At 63.4% G+C, this 19,231-nt stretch carries 12 protein-coding genes; 3 read left to right on the top strand and 9 right to left on the bottom strand.

What is annotated here, in order from left to right; all coding sequences use genetic code 11:
• Positions 1-3 precede the first annotated feature (3 nt).
• From L0U84_RS22740 to L0U84_RS22730, 3 genes are all read right to left on the bottom strand, one after another.
• Positions 4-3,189, bottom strand: coding sequence for an efflux RND transporter permease subunit (locus L0U84_RS22740; RefSeq protein ID WP_233852868.1), 3,186 nt, complete (start codon positions 3,187-3,189; stop codon positions 4-6).
• A gap of 61 nt (positions 3,190-3,250) precedes the next feature.
• A complete protein-coding gene (locus tag L0U84_RS22735; protein ID WP_233852867.1) occupies positions 3,251-4,471 on the bottom strand; it encodes an efflux RND transporter periplasmic adaptor subunit in 1,221 nt (406 codons plus the stop codon).
• Positions 4,472-4,505: 34 nt separating this feature from the next.
• Complete coding sequence (locus L0U84_RS22730) at positions 4,506-5,372, bottom strand: alpha/beta hydrolase (RefSeq protein WP_233852865.1); 867 nt, start codon at positions 5,370-5,372, stop codon at positions 4,506-4,508.
• 176 nt (positions 5,373-5,548) lie between these two features.
• On the opposite strand from L0U84_RS22730, the gene L0U84_RS22725 reads away from it, so the two are divergent.
• The 3 genes from L0U84_RS22725 to L0U84_RS22715 all read left to right on the top strand — a co-directional run bounded on the left by L0U84_RS22725 (position 5,549) and on the right by L0U84_RS22715 (position 8,376).
• Positions 5,549-6,553: a LysR family transcriptional regulator gene (locus L0U84_RS22725; RefSeq protein WP_233852863.1), complete on the top strand. Its 1,005-nt coding sequence runs from the start codon at positions 5,549-5,551 to the stop codon at positions 6,551-6,553.
• Positions 6,554-6,764: 211 nt separating this feature from the next.
• A complete protein-coding gene (locus L0U84_RS22720) occupies positions 6,765-7,070 on the top strand; it encodes a DUF4148 domain-containing protein (protein WP_233852860.1) in 306 nt (101 codons plus the stop codon).
• Between the two features lie 325 nt (positions 7,071-7,395).
• Positions 7,396-8,376: an aldo/keto reductase gene (locus L0U84_RS22715; RefSeq protein ID WP_233852855.1), complete on the top strand. Its 981-nt coding sequence runs from the start codon at positions 7,396-7,398 to the stop codon at positions 8,374-8,376.
• A 121-nt stretch (positions 8,377-8,497) separates the two neighbouring features.
• On the opposite strand, the gene L0U84_RS22710 is transcribed toward L0U84_RS22715, so the two are convergent.
• From L0U84_RS22710 to L0U84_RS22685, 6 genes are all read right to left on the bottom strand, one after another.
• Complete coding sequence (locus L0U84_RS22710) at positions 8,498-9,436, bottom strand: hypothetical protein (protein ID WP_233852853.1); 939 nt, start codon at positions 9,434-9,436, stop codon at positions 8,498-8,500.
• A 91-nt stretch (positions 9,437-9,527) separates the two neighbouring features.
• Complete coding sequence (locus L0U84_RS22705; protein WP_233852851.1) at positions 9,528-10,778, bottom strand: glycosyl hydrolase family 28 protein; 1,251 nt, start codon at positions 10,776-10,778, stop codon at positions 9,528-9,530.
• A 291-nt stretch (positions 10,779-11,069) separates the two neighbouring features.
• Entirely contained in the window at positions 11,070-11,975 is a 906-nt protein-coding gene (locus L0U84_RS22700) for a cation diffusion facilitator family transporter (protein WP_233852849.1), read from the bottom strand.
• A gap of 191 nt (positions 11,976-12,166) precedes the next feature.
• On the bottom strand, positions 12,167-17,005 hold the full coding sequence (locus tag L0U84_RS22695; protein WP_233852847.1) for an NAD-glutamate dehydrogenase: 4,839 nt from the start codon (positions 17,003-17,005) through the stop codon (positions 12,167-12,169).
• A 198-nt stretch (positions 17,006-17,203) separates the two neighbouring features.
• Positions 17,204-18,076, bottom strand: a complete 873-nt coding sequence (locus L0U84_RS22690; RefSeq protein WP_233852846.1) for an alpha/beta fold hydrolase — start codon at positions 18,074-18,076, stop codon at positions 17,204-17,206.
• Positions 18,073-19,110: a M14 family zinc carboxypeptidase gene (locus L0U84_RS22685; protein WP_233852845.1), complete on the bottom strand. Its 1,038-nt coding sequence runs from the start codon at positions 19,108-19,110 to the stop codon at positions 18,073-18,075. The genes L0U84_RS22690 and L0U84_RS22685 overlap by 4 nt, the downstream gene beginning before the upstream one ends.
• Positions 19,111-19,231: the final 121 nt, after the last annotated feature.

Below are 19,231 nucleotides of genomic sequence, written 5' to 3'. Positions count from 1 at the left end.
TCCTCAGGCGTCCGTAACGGGCGCGCCATAGCGCGGCGCATCCTTCTGCGCGACGTGAATCGTCCCGCCCGCGAGCGTACGCAGCACCACATAGAACACCGGCGTCAGCATCAGGCCGAACAACGTGACGCCGAGCATGCCGAAGAACACCGCGATGCCCATCGCGTGACGCATCTCCGAGCCCGCTCCGCTCGACAGCACCAGCGGCACCACGCCCATGATGAAAGCGATCGACGTCATCAGAATCGGCCGCAGACGCAAGCGGCTTGCTTCGATTGCCGCCTGCAGCGGACTGCGTCCGTCGTGTTCGAGCTCGCGCGCAAACTCGACGATCAGGATCGCGTTCTTCGCCGACAAGCCCACCAGCACCATCAATCCGATCTGCGTGAAGATGTTGTTGTCGCCACCGGTGAGCCACACGCCGGTCAGCGCGGACAGCACGCTCATCGGCACGATCAGGATCACCGCGAGCGGCAGCGTCAGGCTTTCGTACAACGCCGCGAGCACGAGGAACACGAGCAGCACGCTGATCGGGAACACCCACATGCCCGCGTTGCCGGCGAGGATCTGCTGATACGTGAGGTCGGTCCATTCGAGCTTCACGCCGCGCGGCAGCACTTCGGCAGCGACGCGTTCGGCCGCGGCCTGCGCCTGCCCCGACGAAAAACCAGGCGCCGGGCCGCCGTTGATGTCGGCCGCCGTGTAGCCGTTGTAGCGCACCACCATCTCCGGCCCGTACGTAGGCGTCACCGTGACGAGCGACGACAACGGCACCATCTCGCCCGCCGCATTGCGCGTCTTCAGTTGCAGGATGTCGTCGGCGCGTTGACGGAACGGCGCATCCGCCTGCACGCGCACCTGATACACGCGGCCGAAACGGTTGAAGTCGTTCACGTACAGCGAGCCCAGATAGATCTGCATCGTGTCGAACACGTCGGTGACCGGCACGCCGAGCTGCTTCGCTTTCACGCGATCTAGATCGACGTTCAGTTGCGGCACGTTGATCTGATAGCTGGAGAACGTCGGCCCGAGTTCGGGTGTTTGCGCCGCCCGCTTCACGAATGCTTCGGCAGCCTTGTTGAGTTCCGCGTAACCGAGTGCGCCGTGATCTTCGAGCTGCATCTTGAAGCCGCCGAGCGTGCCGAGCCCGAGCACCGGCGGCGGCGGGAATACCGCGACGAACGAGTCCTTGATCGCGCCGTACTGCTGGTTCAGCGCACCGGCAATCGCGCCGGCCGACAGCGCCTTGCTGCCACGCTCCTTGAACGGCTTCAGCGTCACGAACACGATGCCCGCGCTCGAACTATTCGTGAAGCCATTCACCGACAGACCGGGGAACGCCACCGCGCTTTCGACACCCGGCTGCTTCAGCGCGATCGCGCTCATATCGCGGATCACCTTCTCCGTGCGATCGAGCGACGCACCGTTCGGCAACTGCGCAAACGCGATCAGATACTCCTTGTCCTGCGCGGGCACGAAGCCGCCCGGCACGATCCGCGCCATCAACACGGTGGCACCGACGAGGATCGCGTACACCGCGAGCATCGCGCCCTTGCGGCGCAGCACGCCGGTCACGCCGCGGCCGTAGGCTTCCGAACCGCGATGAAACACCTTGTTGAAGCGCTTGAAGAAGCCGCCGAGCACACGATTCATCACACGTGTGAGCCAGTCTTCCTTCTCGCCGTGGCTGCGCAGCAGCAGCGCGGACAACGCCGGCGACAGCGTCAGCGAATTGAACGCCGAGATCACCGTCGAGATCGCGATCGTCATCGCGAACTGCTTGTAGAACTGGCCCGTCAGACCCGTCATGAACGCGAGCGGCACGAACACGGCGACGAGCGTCAGCGCAATCGCGATGATCGGCCCGCTCACTTCGCGCATCGCCTTGTAGGTCGCATCGCGCGCACTGAGCCCGCTTTCGATGTTGCGCTCGACGTTCTCCACCACGACGATCGCATCGTCGACGACGATACCGATCGCGAGCACCATGCCGAACAGCGACAACGCGTTGATCGAGAAACCAAACGCCAGCAGCAGCGAGAACGTACCGACGATCGACACCGGCACCGCGATCAACGGAATGATCGACGCGCGCCATGTCTGCAGGAACACGATCACGACGATCACGACCAGCGCGATCGCTTCAAGCAGCGTATGGATCACCGCCTCGATACTCGAACGCACGAACTGCGTCGGGTCGTAGACGATCCGGTATTCGACGCCGGCAGGCATGTCTACGGCCAGTTCCTTCATCGCCGCGCGCACCTGTTCGGAAATCGCGAGCGAGTTGGCGCCCGGCGCCTGGTTGATCGCGAGCGCAACCGCGGGCTTGTTGTCGAGCAGCGAACGCAGCCCGTATTCCGACGCCGCGAGTTCGACCCGGGCGATATCGCGCAGATAGGTCACGCCGCCGTCGGGCGCGGTCTTCACGATGATGTCGCCGAATTCGCTCTCGGTCCTCAACCGGCCGCGCGCATTCACCGACAACTGCAATTGCGTGCCCGGCACCGACGGCGACGCACCGATCACACCGGCCGCGACCTGGATGTTCTGCTCGCGAATCGCGTTGACGACTTCAGTTGCGGTGAGGCCGCGTTGCGCGACTTTCTGCGGATCGAGCCAGATACGCATCGCGTAGTCGCCCGAGCCCCACAGCTGCACTTCGCCCACACCTTGAATCCGCGCGAGCCGATCCTTCACGTTCAGCAGCGCGTAATTGCGCAGATACGTCATGTCGTAGCGATCGTTCGGCGAGATCAGGTGCACGACCATCGTCAGCGTCGGCGAACTCTTGATCGTCGTCACGCCGAGCCGCTGCACGTCTTCCGGCAGACGCGGCAGCGCCTGATTGACGCGGTTCTGCACCAACTGCGTCGCGAGGTCGGGATTGGTGCCGAGCTTGAACGTGACCGTCAGCGTCAGATTGCCGTCGCTATTCGCCTGCGACTGCATGTACAGCATGTTCTCGACGCCATTGATCTGCTCTTCGAGCGGAGCTGCGACCGCCTCGGCGATCACCTTCGGATTCGCGCCCGGATACTGCGCGTGCACCACCACCGAAGGCGGCACGACTTCCGGATACTCGGAGATCGGCAGCTTAAACAGCGAGATGATGCCCCCGAGCAGGATCAATACCGATAGCACGCCTGCAAAAATGGGGCGATCGATGAAGAATTTGGATATGTTCATTGGAAGCTCTTAACTTTGGACCATGCGCGTTGAAGCATGCGCGTTGGAACATGCATGCGGTTCACGAATTGCCCTTCGCGCCGGCATCCGCCTTGGCACGCGACTGCGCAACCGCTGCGCTGTTCGGATCGTCGTCGGTCGTCATCGGCACCATGTGCGCGCGCACCGCATCGCCGGGACGCACGCGCTGAACGCCGTTGACGACGATGCGGTCGCCCGCCTTCAAGCCGTCCTTGACGACGCGCAGATTGCCTTGCATCGAACCCGTCGTGATCTCGCGATACACGACGTGATTCCCCTGATCGACGACCAGCACGAACTTCTTGTCCTGATCGGTACCGACCGCGGCATCGTCGATCAACAGCGCGGGATGCGGTGCGCTGCCGCCCACCTTGACGCGCGCGTAGAGGCCCGGAATCAGCGCGCCGTCCGCGTTGTCGAACTTCGCGCGCACGCGGATCGTGCCCGAGGACGTGTCGAGCCGGTTGTCGACCGACTCGATCGTGCCGCTGCGCGAGTAGCCGGACTCGTCGGCGAGACCGAGTTCGACCGGCACCTTGCTGCCGTCCTTCGCGCGGCTCAGGTACTGCAGGTAGGTCTGCTCATCCGCGTCGAACGACGCGTAGATCGGTGACACCGACACGAGCGTCGTCAGCGGCGCCGAGCTGGCGCCGGCCGACACCACGTTGCCGACCGTGATCTCCGCGCGCGATACGCGGCCCGCCACCGGCGCGACGATCTTCGTGTAGCCGAGGTTGATGCGCGCGGTTTCGAGCGCGGCTTGCGCGGCCTTCAGGTTCGCGCTTGCCTCGCGTGCGGCGTTCTGCTTCTCGTCGTAGTCACGCTTGGCGATCGCGTTGTCGACGATCAGCCGCTGCGCGCGTTCCCAGTCGCTTTGCGTGTAGCCGGTGCGCGCCTGCGCGGCCGCGAGCTGCGCTTCCGCGCGATCGACTTCGGCAGCATACGGACGCGGATCGATCACGAACAGCGTATCGCCCTGCTTCACGAGCGCGCCGTCCTTGAAGTTCACCGACACGATCGTGCCTGGCACCTGCGAACGCACGTCCACTTTCTGGACGGCTTCGAGACGGCCCGAATAGGACTGCCAGTCGGTGATCGTCTTCTGCACGACGGTCGCCACATCGACTTCCGGCACGATGGTCGGCGCGGCCGGCGAGCGTGCGTCCACACGGATCGCGCCGAACGTGCCGAGCCCGGCGAGAATGACGACCACTAGCGCGGCAAGCGCCACGCGGCGGCGGGAAAGAGGAAGGATAGTCATGTGAAGCTCCCGGTATCGTTGATTGAATTTCTGTTTATCGATGAGCGCGCGCATCGAAGCGCCACTGGAAAAAGCGCACCGCTTCCTGCAAAGCGGGCGGATGATCGGCGAGCGCCGCGTGCGACACGCTCGGAAAGCGCACCACCTGGGTCTGCACGCCCGCGTCGATCAGATTGCTTGCATACTTTTCGGCCTCGACGTGCAGCACGTCGTTCTGCGCCGTCGCGATCAGCGTGGCCGGCAAGCCGGCGAGCCGCGACGACTCGAGCGGCGCCGCATACGGATGCATGCGCTGCGACGCTTGCGGCAGATACGCCCGATAACACGCGGCGCACTCGCGCGCGGTGATGTCCGAGCCGAGACGCTTCTCGTCGCCCAGCCGCGTCAGGCTCGGATCGAGCATCGGGCCGAACAGCGCCTGCGCGCTGATCTGCACGTCGCCCCGATCGCGCGCGATAAAGGCCAGACAGTTGGCGAGTTGACCGCCCGCGTCATGGCCCGCCACGCCGATCTTTCTGCTATTGCCACCAAACGCACGCGCCCGCGTCTGCACCCACAGTGCCGCGCGATGCGCGTCTTCGGGCGCGGCTGGAAACGGAAACCGCGGCGCGAGCGAATAGCCGACCGACACGACGAGCGCCGGTAAGTGTTCTGCGAAATACCGCGCGGCGAAGTCGGCGCATTCGATCGAGCCTTTCGTAAAACCGCCGCCGTGAAAATAAAGCAGTACCGGCAATGCGGTTTTTTTCGTCAGCCGATACAGGCGCAACGTAATGGGCTGAGCGTGCCCATCGATGCCCACGTCGGTGACTTCGAGTGTCGTGCCATTAGCCTCAGCGCCAGTGTCTTCGGCGAAAACGCCGGTGGAAACAGGCGGGAACGGCGATTTCAATGCATCCATGTCGAGCCGCGCAAATGCGCATAGAACTTCAATGGTGCGAATTGTGGGTTCGGCAGACTCGCAAATAAATGCCTATAATCCGGCAACACAATTCGGTGCCTTTGAACAATCCCGTTGCGATTGTTTTCGCGGACTCCATTCCCGCCCTGCGCACCTGCCCCTTCTGGAGGTTTGCAATGGACCGGCTTCAGGCCATGCAAGTGTTCACGCGCGTCGTCGACACCAACAGCTTTACCCGCGCAGCGGAAACGCTCGATCTGCCGCGCGCGTCGGTTACTACGATTATTCAGAACCTCGAAGCGTTTCTCGGCACGCGGCTGATGCACCGGACCACCCGCCGTCTGTCGCTGACGCCCGATGGCGCCGCGTACTACGAGCGCTGCGTGCGCATCCTCGCGGACGTCGAAGAGACCGAGGCGAGTTTCCAGAGCGGCAACAAGAAGCCGCACGGCAAGCTGCGCATCGACATGCCGGGCTCGATTGGCCGTCTGCTCGTGATTCCCGCGCTGTGCGAATTCCACACGCGCTATCCGGACATCGATCTGCAACTTGGCCTGACCGACCGGCCCGTCGATCTGTTGCAGGAAGGCGTCGATTGCGTGGTGCGCGTCGGCGCGCTGCAGGATTCGTCGCTGGTCGCACGCCGCATCGGTCTGTTCGAGGGCGTGACCTGCGCGGCACCCGATTACATCAAGCGCGCGGGCATGCCCACTTCGCTCGAAGATCTCGACAATCACAAAGCCGTCAATTACTTCTCGAGCCGCACGGGACGCACGCTCGATTGGGCGTTCCTCGTGAACGGCAAAGAAGTGGAAGTGAAGATGAAGAGCATCGTGTCGGTCAACGACGCGGATGCCTACGTGACCTGCGGACTCGAAGGTTTCGGCCTGATTCAGCCGGCGCTCTTCATGGTGCTGCCGCATCTGCGCTCGGGTCAACTCGTCGAAGTACTGCCGGAGTTGAAGCCCTTGCCGATGCCGATTTCGGCAGTCTATCCGCACAGTCGTCATCTGTCGCCGAAAGTCCGCGTTTTCGTAGACTGGATTGCGGAGCTATTCGATCGTTGCCCATTGCTGAGCGGACGCGGCAGTCTCGACGCCACCTGCACGAAGCGCACGTTCGAGGAGCGCGAGTCCGCGCCGGCACTCGACACACCAGTGATGACCGAATGGGTCGCATGAAGTACGGTAAATGAAACAGTGAATTCCAGCCGCGGCGCCAATGCCGCGGCAACGGTGCGATTGCACGGCTTATTGAAGTCCCTTCCCGCGATTGTTCCTGAATCGCGACAATTCATTTCGCAAAACCGCGATTTATCCGGATCGCGCCGACGTCTACATTTCACCCTGTCGCAGCGCGATTGCGCTGCCAAAGAATCGACAGGAGTGAATCATGAAACGCAATCTGTTGGCAGGCCTCGCCCTGTCGCTGCTCGTCAGTGTTCCGGCATTCGCGGAAGGCGGCGGTGGCATTGGCCGCGCGGGAACGTATGACACGCAACCGGCGCCCAGCGCGAGCACGAAGACACGCGCCGAGGTCAAGGCCGAACTGGTCGCCGCGTATCGGGACGGCTCGCTACCTTCGCTGAACCGCACGTCGTATCCGGACAAAGGCCTGATCGGCCAGACGCAAGCCTCGCGCATCGCGTTGCAGGAAGGGACGAATGGCGAAGTGACGCGCGTCGCCAAAGCCCAGTAAAAGGCTGAAACCAGTTGGTTCAGAACCCGGCGCGCTTGCACCGCGCGCCTCTTGATCAAGGAGCACATCATGACACCATCGGAACTCGATAACTGGGACACCGACACGCCCGTGTGGACACCGTATCGTCCGGTACAGCATTGAGCGTTAGCTGTCGTTCACGGCACTCGCCGTCATGCGCCCGCGGAGTGGCTTCGCGGGCGCATTTGCTTTGAAGCGTTCGAAAGCGGGTGCGGCCTGTTACGACGCGCTTGCCGTCGTTTCCCTATAATCGAAGGTCCTTCCCTCGCAGCGGGTTTGTGCGCTTCACCATAGGAGCAACACGATGGATTATGTGAAACTCGGCCGCACCGGCCTCGATGTATCGCGTCTCTGTCTCGGCTGTATGAGTTATGGCGTGCCCTCGCGCGGCACGCATGCCTGGACGCTCGACGACGAAGCCGCGCGCCCTTTCATCAAGCAGGCACTCGATCATGGCATCAACTTCTTCGACACGGCCAACGTCTATTCGGACGGCACCAGCGAGGAAATCGTTGGCCGTGCGCTGAAGGACTTTGCAAAGCGCGATGAAATCGTGCTCGCCACCAAGGTCAATAGCCGCATGCATGCGGGGCCGAACGGCGCGGGGCTGTCGCGCAAGGCGATCATGGCGGAGATCGATCACAGCCTGCGGCGTCTCGGTACCGACTATGTCGACCTGTATCAGATCCATCGCTGGGACTACGGCACGCCGATCGAGGAAACGATGGAAGCGCTGCACGATGTCGTGAAGGCCGGCAAGGCGCGCTATATCGGCGCGTCGTCGATGTACGCATGGCAGTTCGCCAAGGCGCTGCAGGTGGCCGAGCGCAATGGCTGGACGCGCTTCGTGACGATGCAGAACTACGTGAATCTGCTGTACCGCGAGGAAGAGCGCGAAATGCTGCCACTGTGCGAAAGCGAAGGCATCGGCGTGATTCCGTGGAGTCCGCTGGCACGCGGACGGTTGACGCGCGACTGGGACACCGAAAGCGCGCGCTCGGAAACCGATGAATTCGGCCGCACACTGTACGCGCACACGCAGGAAGCGGATCGGCGTATCGTCGAGCGCGTCAGCGAGATTGCGAAAGAGCGCGGCGTGCCGCGCGCGCAGGTCGCGCTAGCGTGGGTGCTGCAGAAGAAGCCGATTACCGCGCCCATTGTCGGCGCGACCAGGCTGCATCATCTCGACGATGCAGTCGCCGCAGTGTCGTTGAATCTCACTGACGAAGAGATTCGCCGGCTCGAAGAACTGTACGTGCCGCATGCGGTGGCGGGGTTCAAATAAGCAACGGCATGCGTACTCGCATCCAGTCAGGGCAGGCGGAACGACCCGCGATTGCAGCGCACGTCGTTTCGCCGCATCTCTCCGCATCTCGCCTTCACTCGTCTTCTCTCGCCCACAGCGTTCAAGGTCCCAGTTCATGCGCACGCTGCCGTTCGGCTTGCGTTGGAAATAACTTCACCCGCAATGCCCGAAGCTGCGCGTTGCGCTGCGAGGCGTCGAGACTGGCATCGCCAATGATCTTTCGAGCGTCGTTCTGATAGCTCGAATAGCGCTCGGCCCAATGCTGTCCTTCCCGGCTACGCTCGCTGAAGCTCGTCACCGTTTTTTGCAGTAGTCCGAGCAGGTATTGGATGTGCTGCTCTTCGTCGTGGCTGTTTTGCCAATGAGGAACCGGATAACGCGATTGCTCCCCTGCGGCGGCTACCCCGTCCTGATCGGCCGCTCGTTGCCGCCATTCGTCGATGGCCTGCGTCAATTGCGAATCGTCGTTCTGATACCACGCCTGCACGACCTGGTCGCCCAGCATCCGTTGCCGCAACTGGTCGCGCTGCTGACGCCACGTCACGATACGGTTGATGTCGACGTTCGATGCACTCAGATTCTGCGCGCTCAGGTTCTGCGCGGCGAGCAGATCGTCGTGCGCTTTCATATAGGCCACGTAATGCTCGGCGATTTGCACCGCTTGCTCCGAAGCAGGAGGACGGAGCCGGGTTCTCAGATACAACTTCAGTTGCTCCGCACGGTCCTCCGCCGTCTGTTCGAGAAGGAAGAAGTCGACCAGGTCACGCAATGCGTCGTTGACGATCAGGTCGTGGCTGTCCGTCATCGCTAGACCGTTGGCGAGGCTCGAATCGCCGGGCCAGATGCGCAACGAAGTATCGGCATCGGCTGCGGGCGCGAGGACTGAAGCCGCCGCAGCCCGGTTGTTCTGACTATCCGCGACGACGTTCGTCGCTGCCGCCGTTGCAGGTGCCGCATGCCGGAAATACAGCATGCCGGTCGACAGACCCAGCGCCGCCGCGCAGATCACGCAAACAGGTCCCAGCCATTTTTCCGGCATGCCGATCCTTGACGACGATCGTTTGAGAGAACGATGCGGATAAGCCGATGACGCGCCCCTCCGCACCGCTAGCCGCTACGCTACTCCACCGTTAGAACGAGCAACTCGGCACGCTGCCGCTCAGCGTGAAGCTCGACGTGCTCACCCCAGTGCCGGACGGTGTGACGTTCGAGTTATACAGACCGACGTTCGCGTACTGGTCGCCGCTTTGCGCGGTCGCATCGAGGCTGACGTTGGCCAGATACGCTGTCACCGGATAGCTCGAACTGCGTCCGTCGATCTTCGTATAGGCACCCGAGAGCGACGCCGTCGAGTAAGCGCCATTGACGATGATGTTGGACAGCGTCGGGGTGCCGCCGGTACTGCAACTGCTGTAGTTGGTATCCATCACGATCAGATGCTTCGCGTTGGTGATGCAGGTATTGACGTAGCTGACCTGCTGCACCGTCAGCGAACACGGATCGGCCTTCACGTTGATCGCGTTCGCGTCGGTCGAGGCCGTGCCGCTCAGATCGTTGCCGTACACGTAGTTGTTCTTGAACAGCACGTTCGACACCGTGTTCTTCGCGATGCTGCCGACCGACAAACCATGCGTGCCATGCAGCTTCGTGTTCGATACGGTGACGTTCGACAGGTTGCCCGAGTTCGTCTTGACCGCGACACCATCGTCGCCGGCTTCGATGTCCGAATTGGTCACCGTCGCATTGGTCAGGCTGTCGATGTCGATGCCGTCGGCATTCGCACGCGTGGCCGGCGTGCGAATCGACACGTTCCATGCGATGAAGCCGCTGCCGCCTTCAACGTAGAGATTCGGATGCGCCGCCTGAGACAGGGTCACGTTATAGACGACGAAGTTCGTGATATTGCTCGCCTGCACAAGCCGCGGCGTTCCGCTGATGATGTCGCCGCGGCCGTCGACGGTGCCCGGCCCCATCAGCGACGCATTCGTGCCCGAGAACGACAGCAGGTTCGCGTTGCCCGAGTAGCTATTGTTGCCATACAACGTGACGCCCGAGTTGACCACGATGCCGGCGCCGCTGATCGTCAGACTGTCGGTATAGAACGCGTTGTTCGAACCCGAAGACGCCAGCACGACGCTGCCGCCCGTACCGGCGCAGCTATTCAAGGCCGCTTGCAGGCGGCTCGTGTCGTCGGTGGTCGGCGGCGATGCGCGTTGGGAACTCGTGAATTGCGCAGTGAGCGTGGTGCAAACGGTGGGATAAGCTGGCTGCGTCACGGTTCGGCTATCGCCGGTCGCCAGTGTTTGCGCATGAGCGGCAATAGCAAACAGACAGGAACCAGTAAGGACAACGGAAGAAAATACACGGCTGATTTTTTTCATCGACATCTCCGATGTGACGCATGTTTTTATGGGAGCCTGAGACGGAAGCTGGGTAGGTGGCCTGACTACTACATACTCGTATGACCAATTCCCGGACGAATACTAGGTTCCGGGTTCAGACCTGTCAAGCAAACGGGATGTCGATAAGAGCGGCGCAATCAGCGTGGTGCGATGCGCCGGTTCAACGAGTCGTTGCGGGCAAAGACAATCTGCATGCAACGAGCATTGAAGCAGTGAGAAGAAAATTGCCGGGTGGCTGAACGCGCTGCCCGTTATGAATGGAAGACGTTTTTAATTACGCGGCACATCCGGTTCGAAGAACACCCAGCGCACCTGAGGGAACGTGGCCTGTAGATCGGCCTCGATGATGTTGATCGCATCGACCATCGCGCGGCCGCTCGCGTAGTCGATCATTTCCGCCTGCACCGCCACCACCACATGACGTCCCCACTGCAGCGTGATCATGTTGATGATGCTGCGAATCTCGGGACGGGCGCGCAGATGCGCGTCGATGGCGCCGCGCACTTCCGGGCTCGCCGATTCGCCGACGATCATCGACTTCACTTCGCGCGCGACGAGCCACGCGATCGTCATCAGCAGCAGACCGACCCCGACCGAGCCGAGCGCGTCATACACGGGGTTGCCGGTCAGCATCGTCGATAGCACCGCGACGAAGGCGATCGCGAGACCGAATAGCGCGGCGATATCTTCGCCGGCCACGACCAGCAGATCCGATTCGCGCGTCTCGCGAAACCAGCGCCACAGATTTTTATCCGGATGCGTCTTGCGAATCTCCTTGACCGCGCCCCACAACGAGAGCGCTTCGAGTACCACCGACACCCCGAGCACCGCCAACGCGACGAACGCATACTGCAACGGCTCCCGCGCAATCAGTCGATGCACGCCCTCATACACCGAAAACGCACCGCCGACGAAAAACAGCAGCAACGCAACCAGCAGCGAATAGAAGTTGATTTCGCGGCCGCTGCCCATTGGATGCAAGGGGCTCACCGGCTTGCGCGCTTCGCGCAGCCCGAATAGCAGCAGCAGTTGATTGCCGCAGTCGGCGGTGGAGTGAATCGCTTCGGCGAACATCGAACCGGAGCCAGTGAACGCCGCCGCGGCGAACTTGCATATGGCGATGCCGAAGTTGGCGGCGAGTGCGTAGAAAATGGCTTTCGGCGATTCTTCTTTCATCTGCGGGCGGGCGTCCGTGAGTGGCCGGGTATTGGCTGGTTATCGTCGGGTATCGCACGATCGAAGCTAGCGGCAAGTACCCGGTATTATGGATGACAACCACACACCAGCTCGCAGGAATCGGACCTGATGTGTCGCCGTGCCGCCAGTTCCCCAAGCGTCCTCTACGCCACTCGCGCCACTCGCGCCGCTCACGCCCTCTCTAGCGCCGCCATCTCCCGCACGACCACCAGCAGCACCGAAAGACTCGCGCCGCCCGTCGCGCGCAGATCGGTCAGCAGACGCGTATAGCGCTCGAGTTGCGCCGCGCGTTTCTCGCGCCACGTTTGCACCAGCGAATCGGGCGTCGACGCATCGGTCGCGCCGGTCAACGCGCTGGTGGTCAGCGCGCGCTTGAGCCGCGCGAGTTCGGCAAGGGCCGAGGCGCGCGCGAGCATGTCCCAATGCGTCGGCGCCGGCAGCGAGGCGGCGCGCTCGCTGATCCAGCTGTAGTTCAGCAGCGTGCCGAGCGCGAAGTAGACGCCCGCGACCTGTTCGAGATTGCGCCCGCAGGTCGACGCGACTTCGGCGATATCGAGCAGCGCGGCCGACACCTCGCCGCTCGCGATACGCACCGCGAGATCGCTATCGACACCCGCATCGACGAACACCCGTTGCCGCTCCGACAACGCTTCGAGATCGGCACCCGGCAACAGCGCCGGCCATTGTGGCGCGAGACGCTGCGCAGCATCGCGACAGCGCGCGAGCAGGCCGGTCACGTCGCCGTTGGCCCCGCCCGTTTGCAGATGCCGCAGGAACCACAGCGCCGAGCGTTCGACGAGCCGCGCGACCTCCGCGAACATGCGCGCCTGCACGTCGTCGGCGACGCGGTTATCGAGCGCGTCGATACTGCGCCAGATCTGATCGAGATCGAACACGTCGCGCGCCATGATGCACGCGCGCACGATGTCGCCGGGCTGAGCATCGGTCTCCTCCATCAGCCGATGCACGAACTCGCAGCCGACGCGATTCACGAGCGCATTGGTCAGATGCGTCGCGAGGATTTCACGGCGCAGCGGATGGCGCTGCATCGGTTCGCGGAAACGCTGCCGCAGAGGCTTCGGAAAGTACTCGATCAACATGTCGCTGACGAGCGGGTCTTCCGGCATCGACGATTCGAGCAGCGCGTCATACAGCCACATCTTGCTGTACGCGAGCAGCACCGCGCGCTCCGGTGTCGTGAGACCCTGCTTCGCGGCCGCGCGCTCGGCGACGTCTTCGTCGGTGGGCAGAAACTCGATCACGCGATTGAGCCGCCCCGCCTTCTCCAGATAGCGCATCAAACGCGTTTCGGCATCGAGCAGCTCGACGCCGAAGCGGCCCGCGATCGACAAAGCCTGCGTCTGATAGTAGTTGTCCGTCAGCACGAGCAGACCGACTTCATCGGTCATTTCGGCAAGCAACGCATTGCGCTGCTTCTCCGTCATTTCACCATCGGCGACGACGAGACCCAGCAGAATCTTGATGTTGACTTCGTGATCCGAGCAATCGACACCGGCCGAGTTATCGATTGCATCGGTATTGATGCGGCCGCCGCGCTGCGCGAACTCGATGCGCCCGAGTTGCGTCAGGCCGAGATTGCCGCCCTCGGCCACGACCTTGCAGCGCAGCTCCGCGCCGCTCACGCGGATCGCGTCGTTCGCGCGATCGCCCGCCTGCTGATTGGTTTCGCGGCTCGCCTTCACGTAGGTGCCGATGCCGCCGTTATAAAGCAGATCGACCGGCGCCTGCAGAATCACGCGCATCAGCTCGGCCGGCGACAGCGCCGCCGCGCTGATGCCGAGCGCTGCCTGCACCGCCGCGGACAGTGGAATCGTCTTCGCGCTGCGCGGGAACACGCCGCCGCCTGCCGAGATCAGTGACGGATCGTAATCGGCCCAGCTCGAACGGTCGAGCATGAAAAGCCGCGCGCGCTCCGCCATGCTCGCGGCGGGATCGGGATTCGGATCGAGAAAGATGTGCCGGTGATCGAATGCGGCGAGCAGTTTGATATGCGGCGACAACAGCATGCCGTTGCCGAACACGTCGCCCGACATGTCGCCGACACCGACCACCGTGAAGTCTTCGCTCTGCGTGTCGACACCCATTTCGCGGAAGTGCCGCTTGACCGACTCCCATGCGCCGCGCGCGGTGATGCCCATCTTCTTGTGGTCGTAGCCGACCGAGCCGCCCGACGCGAATGCGTCGTCGAGCCAGAAACCGTATTCCTGCGAGATCGCGTTCGCGTAGTCGGAGAACGTGGCCGTGCCCTTGTCGGCGGCGACGACCAGATACGGGTCGTCGGGGTCGTGGCGCACCACGTCGGGCGGCGGCACGATGTCGGTGCCCGCGAGGTTGTCGGTTACGTCGAGCAAGCCGCGCAGGAAGGTCTGATAGCACGCGACGCCTTCGCGCATCCACGCATCGCGATCGCTCTGCGGCGGCGGATTCTTGACGACGAAGCCGCCCTTCGAGCCCACCGGCACGATCACGACGTTCTTCACCATCTGCGCCTTCATCAGGCCGAGCACTTCCGTGCGGAAGTCCTCGCGCCGATCCGACCAGCGCAGGCCGCCGCGGGCGACGCGCCCGCCTCGCAGATGCACACCCTCGACGCGCGGCGAATAGACCCAGATCTCGAACATCGGTTTCGGCTCGGGCAAGCCTGGCACCTGCGCGGGATCGAACTTGAACGACAGGTACGGCTTCGGTTGCCCCTGAGCGTCATAGCGGTAGTAGTTGGTGCGTTTGGTCGCCTTGATCACGCCGAGAAACTGCCGCAGGATGCGGTCTTCGTCGAGATTCGGCACCTGGTCGAGCGCGCTGTCGATTGTTTCCAGGCAAGCGTTGACGCGCGCCTCGCGCACAGCGCCGAGCGCCGGATCGAAGCGCGCGACGAACAGCTCGACGAGCATGCGCGCAATCGCCGGATTGCCGGTTACCGCGCGCTCGATATACGCGTCGCTGAAGGTCGAACCGACCTGCCGCAAGTACTTCGCGTACGCGCGCAGAATCGTCACCTCGCGGGCATTGAGCTGCGCGCGCAGCACGAGGCGGTTGAAATCGTCGCTTTCGATCGCTCCGGTCCACACCTGCTCGAACGCCTGTTCGAACAGATCTTTCACCCGCTCGATGTCGAACTCGGCATCGTCGGCGAGTTCGAGGCCGAAGTCGTGGATCCACGCGGGCGTCGCGCCGATTGCTTCGATCAGATAAGGCCGCTCTTCGTCGACGCGCACGCCCAGATGTTCCAGCATCGGCAAGCTGCGCGACAGCGCGATCGGCAAGCCCGCGCGATACACCTTGAAGCGGAACGCGCGCGGTCCCGATTCGATTGGCCGGTACAGGTTCATTGCGAGCCGCTCGCTGCCCTGCACGCGCTCGATCAGTTCGATATCGCGCACCGCCGTGCGCGCCGGGTAGTCGTCGCGATAGCCGGCCGGAAACGACGCGCCGTAATGTTGCAGCAAACGGTTGCCCTGCTCTTCGCCATAGGCGTCGAGCAACGCGTCGGCAAGATCGTCTTGCCAGCGGCGCGTGACCTGCACGAGCCGCGCTTCGAGCTCGCGCGTGTCGACGTCCGGCATGCCACCTGGTTTTGCATGGACAACGAAATGAATTCGCGCGAGCGTCGACTCCGACAGCAGCGGGGTGAATTCGACGTTCTCGCCATTGAATGCGTCAGCGAGCAGGTTTGCGGTACGTTGCCGCATATCGGTGTTGTACTTGTCGCGCGACACGAACACGAGGCACGACACGAAGCGGTCGAAGCGATCGCGCCGCACGAACAGCCGCGTGCGCTGATGCTCCTGCAAGCGCAGCACGCCGAGCGCGGTGTCGTACAGCTGGTCCTCGTCGGCCTGGAACAATTCATCGCGCGGATAGGTCTCGAGCACCGTCACCAGCGATTTCGCCAGATGGCCTTTCGGCAGGAATGCCGCCCGTCTGACGATATTCGCGCATTTGCGCCGCACGATCGGAATCTCCGCGGCCGACACGAAATAAGCGGTCGACGTATACAGGCCGATGAAGCGCCGTTCGCCCGTTACCTTGCCATCCGGGCCGCTCAGCTTGATGCCGACATAATCGAGGTAGCCTGGCCGGTGCACCGTGGCGCGCGAATTGGCCTTGGTCAGAAAGATCGGCAACGACCCGGAGATGATCTCCGTGGCCGCCGGCGGCAACGGCGTGACTTCGGCCGCACTGCCCGGCTGCTGCGCATCGCGCAGAATGCCGAGACCGGAGCCCGCGACCGCCCGCAAACCGTAGCCGCCGTCGTGCTGCACCAGTTCGTAATCACGCTGGCCGAGGAAGGTGAAATGATCGGCGACCATCCATTCGACGAACGCGCGCGCTTCCACGCCCTCGGGACCGGTCTCGCGCACCTTCATATCCTGAATCGTCTGCTTCGCGCGTTCGATGATCTTCGGCCAATCCTCGACCGCCGCGCGCACGTCGCCGAGCACGCGCGCGATGTCATCGCGCAACGCGTCGAGTTTTGCGGCATCGCCGCAACGATCGACTTCGAAATGGATGCACGAGGTCAGATGCGAGCGGGTATCGCCCGCCTCTTCGGCGCCCTGGCTCACGCGCGCGATGCTGCCGTCCGGCGCGCGCCAGATCCGAAACACCGGGTGCACGACCGAATGCAGCGCGAGCCCGTGCCGGTTGACGGTCATCGACACCGAGTCGACGAGGAACGGCATGTCGTCGTTGGCGATCTCGACGACCGTGTGATCGGAATGCCAGCCATGCTGTTCGAGGATCGGGTTATACACGCGCAGTCGCTGCTGGCCCGGCACGAAGCGCTGCACGGTCTGCCAGTGGGCGAGCGCCGCGCCGTACAGATCGGCGATCGAGCGGCTTTGCAGATCGCCCGCGTCGCCGAAATCGTAGTAGTGCCGCAGGAAGGGTTCGACGATATTGAAGGTCGGTTCCGGCAACCGCCCCCGCGCAAATTCGACGACATCGTTCAGCAGGTGCGTGACGGCTTCTTCGTTCTTTGCTTGCATGATCGACTCCCCTGGCTGGCGGCAATGGTGAGTATCGCGTGATTCGCAGGCAACGTCTGAGTTGGAATTATGCGCCTGCCGTGCGCGATGCGGCCGTTTCGCGCAGTCAGGTAATACCCGCTGACGAATCGTCGATGCGTCGGAACAGCTCCGCCGAACGGGGTTGCGTCGCTGCGGCGCGGCAACGCCGTGCGCGGCTCAACCCGCGGGCTTTGCCGGCGCCGGCGCCGGAGCCGGTGCTGCCGCATCCCTGTCTTCGGTGCGCTGCATGAGCCACGCTCGAATCTGCGCGGCGGTCCACGCCGGATCGTCGTGCGGCAGATCGTGACCGGCCCACGGATGCTCGCGATGCGGCACGCCCCACGCCGCCGCCAGCTTCACCGAACAGACCGGGTCGACGAGCCCATCGGCTCGCGAGGACAGAAGCAGCATCGCACAGCCCGGCGCGGCGGCTGCTGCGCGAAAGCGTGCGGCAGCCCACAATTGCCGCAGCGCATTCGCGCGGCTCACCGGCGCACTGCGGCGGATTGCGGTCCACGCGGCGAGATCCGCGCCCAGGCTGTCGACGTTGTTGCATGTCAGACGATGGATGCCGCTTTCGGCATCGGCCGCATCGCCCCAATGCGCGGCGACGCCGAGCAGACCCGGCCATGCCGATGGCCGCAGCCGCTCGTGCGCGCGGCTGAACGGCCGCATGCTGGTATTGATCAGCACGAGCCGTTCGATTTCGCCGGGATGACGCTGGGCCCAGCTGGTCGCGACCATGCCGCCGAGCGACATCGCGATCACGTTGTAGGGACCGGGCACGCCGGTTTCCAGTGCGGCGCGCCGCACGAAAGCGACCATGCCCGCGACGCTTGCGGGTGCGCGCCGCTGCACGAACTCGCCGTTGCCGGGCAGATCGAGCAGCAGCAAACGCACGCCCGTCGCGCTCGTCGCGGTTGCCGTTGTGATTGCTTCGCGCCAGCACTCGGCCGGGATTTGACCCAGGGTTTCGCGCAACGCCGCCGGCAAGCGCCCCCAATGCCGCGTTTCGCGCGTGAGTCCGCGCAGCAGGATCCACGTGCTCATACGCTATCCGGCCTGTACCAGTGGTCGAGTGCGCTTTGCAGCAACTGCTCGCGACGGTTGCCTTGCGGCAGCCAGCGCTGCGACGAAAACGCCGCGCGCGCGAGGAAGTCGAACAGGTTCGCATGGCGCCGCAGCACGCGCGCGGTGCGATGCTCCATCACCGGATTGAACATGCCCTGCCGCGAAAACAACTGGCGCGGGTTCTTCTTGATCCACAGCCACGAGCCGAGTTCGAGCGTCATCGGCAGAAAGATGTTCGGCACCGGTGTGCGGTCGTACGCGTAGTCCCACAGATCGCCGTGCAGCAGATACTGATGGCTTTGCGGCTCGAACGTGTAGCCATGATGCGGATGCGCGTGTTCGAACATGCTTTTCAACACGTACATTTCAGGCAGATGCGGCATCTGGCTGCGGGTTCTCGCGTACGGAAACCAGATGCTGTCGCTCCAGCCGTAACCGGAATGGCAATCGAGCGCGATGCTGAGCGGCCGCGCCGCGAGTTGCGTTTCGACCACTTCCAGCAGTGCGGCCGCCTCGGGCTCCATCGGCTCGCCCTCGCGGCCGCGATACCACGGCAGCCACGCACCGACGCGCTGGCCGCCCGCAAGCACCGGCACACGCGCGTCGGCGTTCTGCGGCGCGTTGCGCATCAGATCGACGCCGCGCGGATTCGCGCGCGTCGATGCCCACATGCCGCCGGGATTTGCGATCGGTAGGAAGATCAGCCGGACGGACTGCAATTGCCGCACCAGCAATTCGTCCCATTCGAGCCGCGCGAGCAGCGCGCGCATATAGTCGAGCACGAGTTGCGAGCCGATTCGCTCGAGCCCGTGAATGCCGCCGAAAAAACCAATGGCCGGCGCGAGCGGATCGGATGAACCGATGCTCGCGGTGTACACCGAAAAGTGCCGGCCGCGTACCTCGGTTTCGCAAACCGCGCGGATTTCGAAGCTCGCCCTGCCTTGGTCGAGTATCGACTTGAGATCTTCATATTCGGCAAAACTGTCCGGAAGAAAGCTCAAAGGAGTCGGCATGACGGCGTGACCGGAGTGTCGGGATTATTAAGGGCGGCCAGAACAGACGCACTATAGCCTGGCTGTGTGTCAACACGCGCGAGCGCGCACGTGTGCATGCGCATCGTGTCATCCGTATGTC

It is taken from the genome of Paraburkholderia sp. HD33-4, assembly GCF_021390635.1.
In the GTDB taxonomy this organism is placed as follows: domain Bacteria; phylum Pseudomonadota; class Gammaproteobacteria; order Burkholderiales; family Burkholderiaceae; genus Paraburkholderia.
Note: the sequence above shows the minus strand (reverse complement) of the source record. Positions and strands in the feature narration are given on the sequence as shown.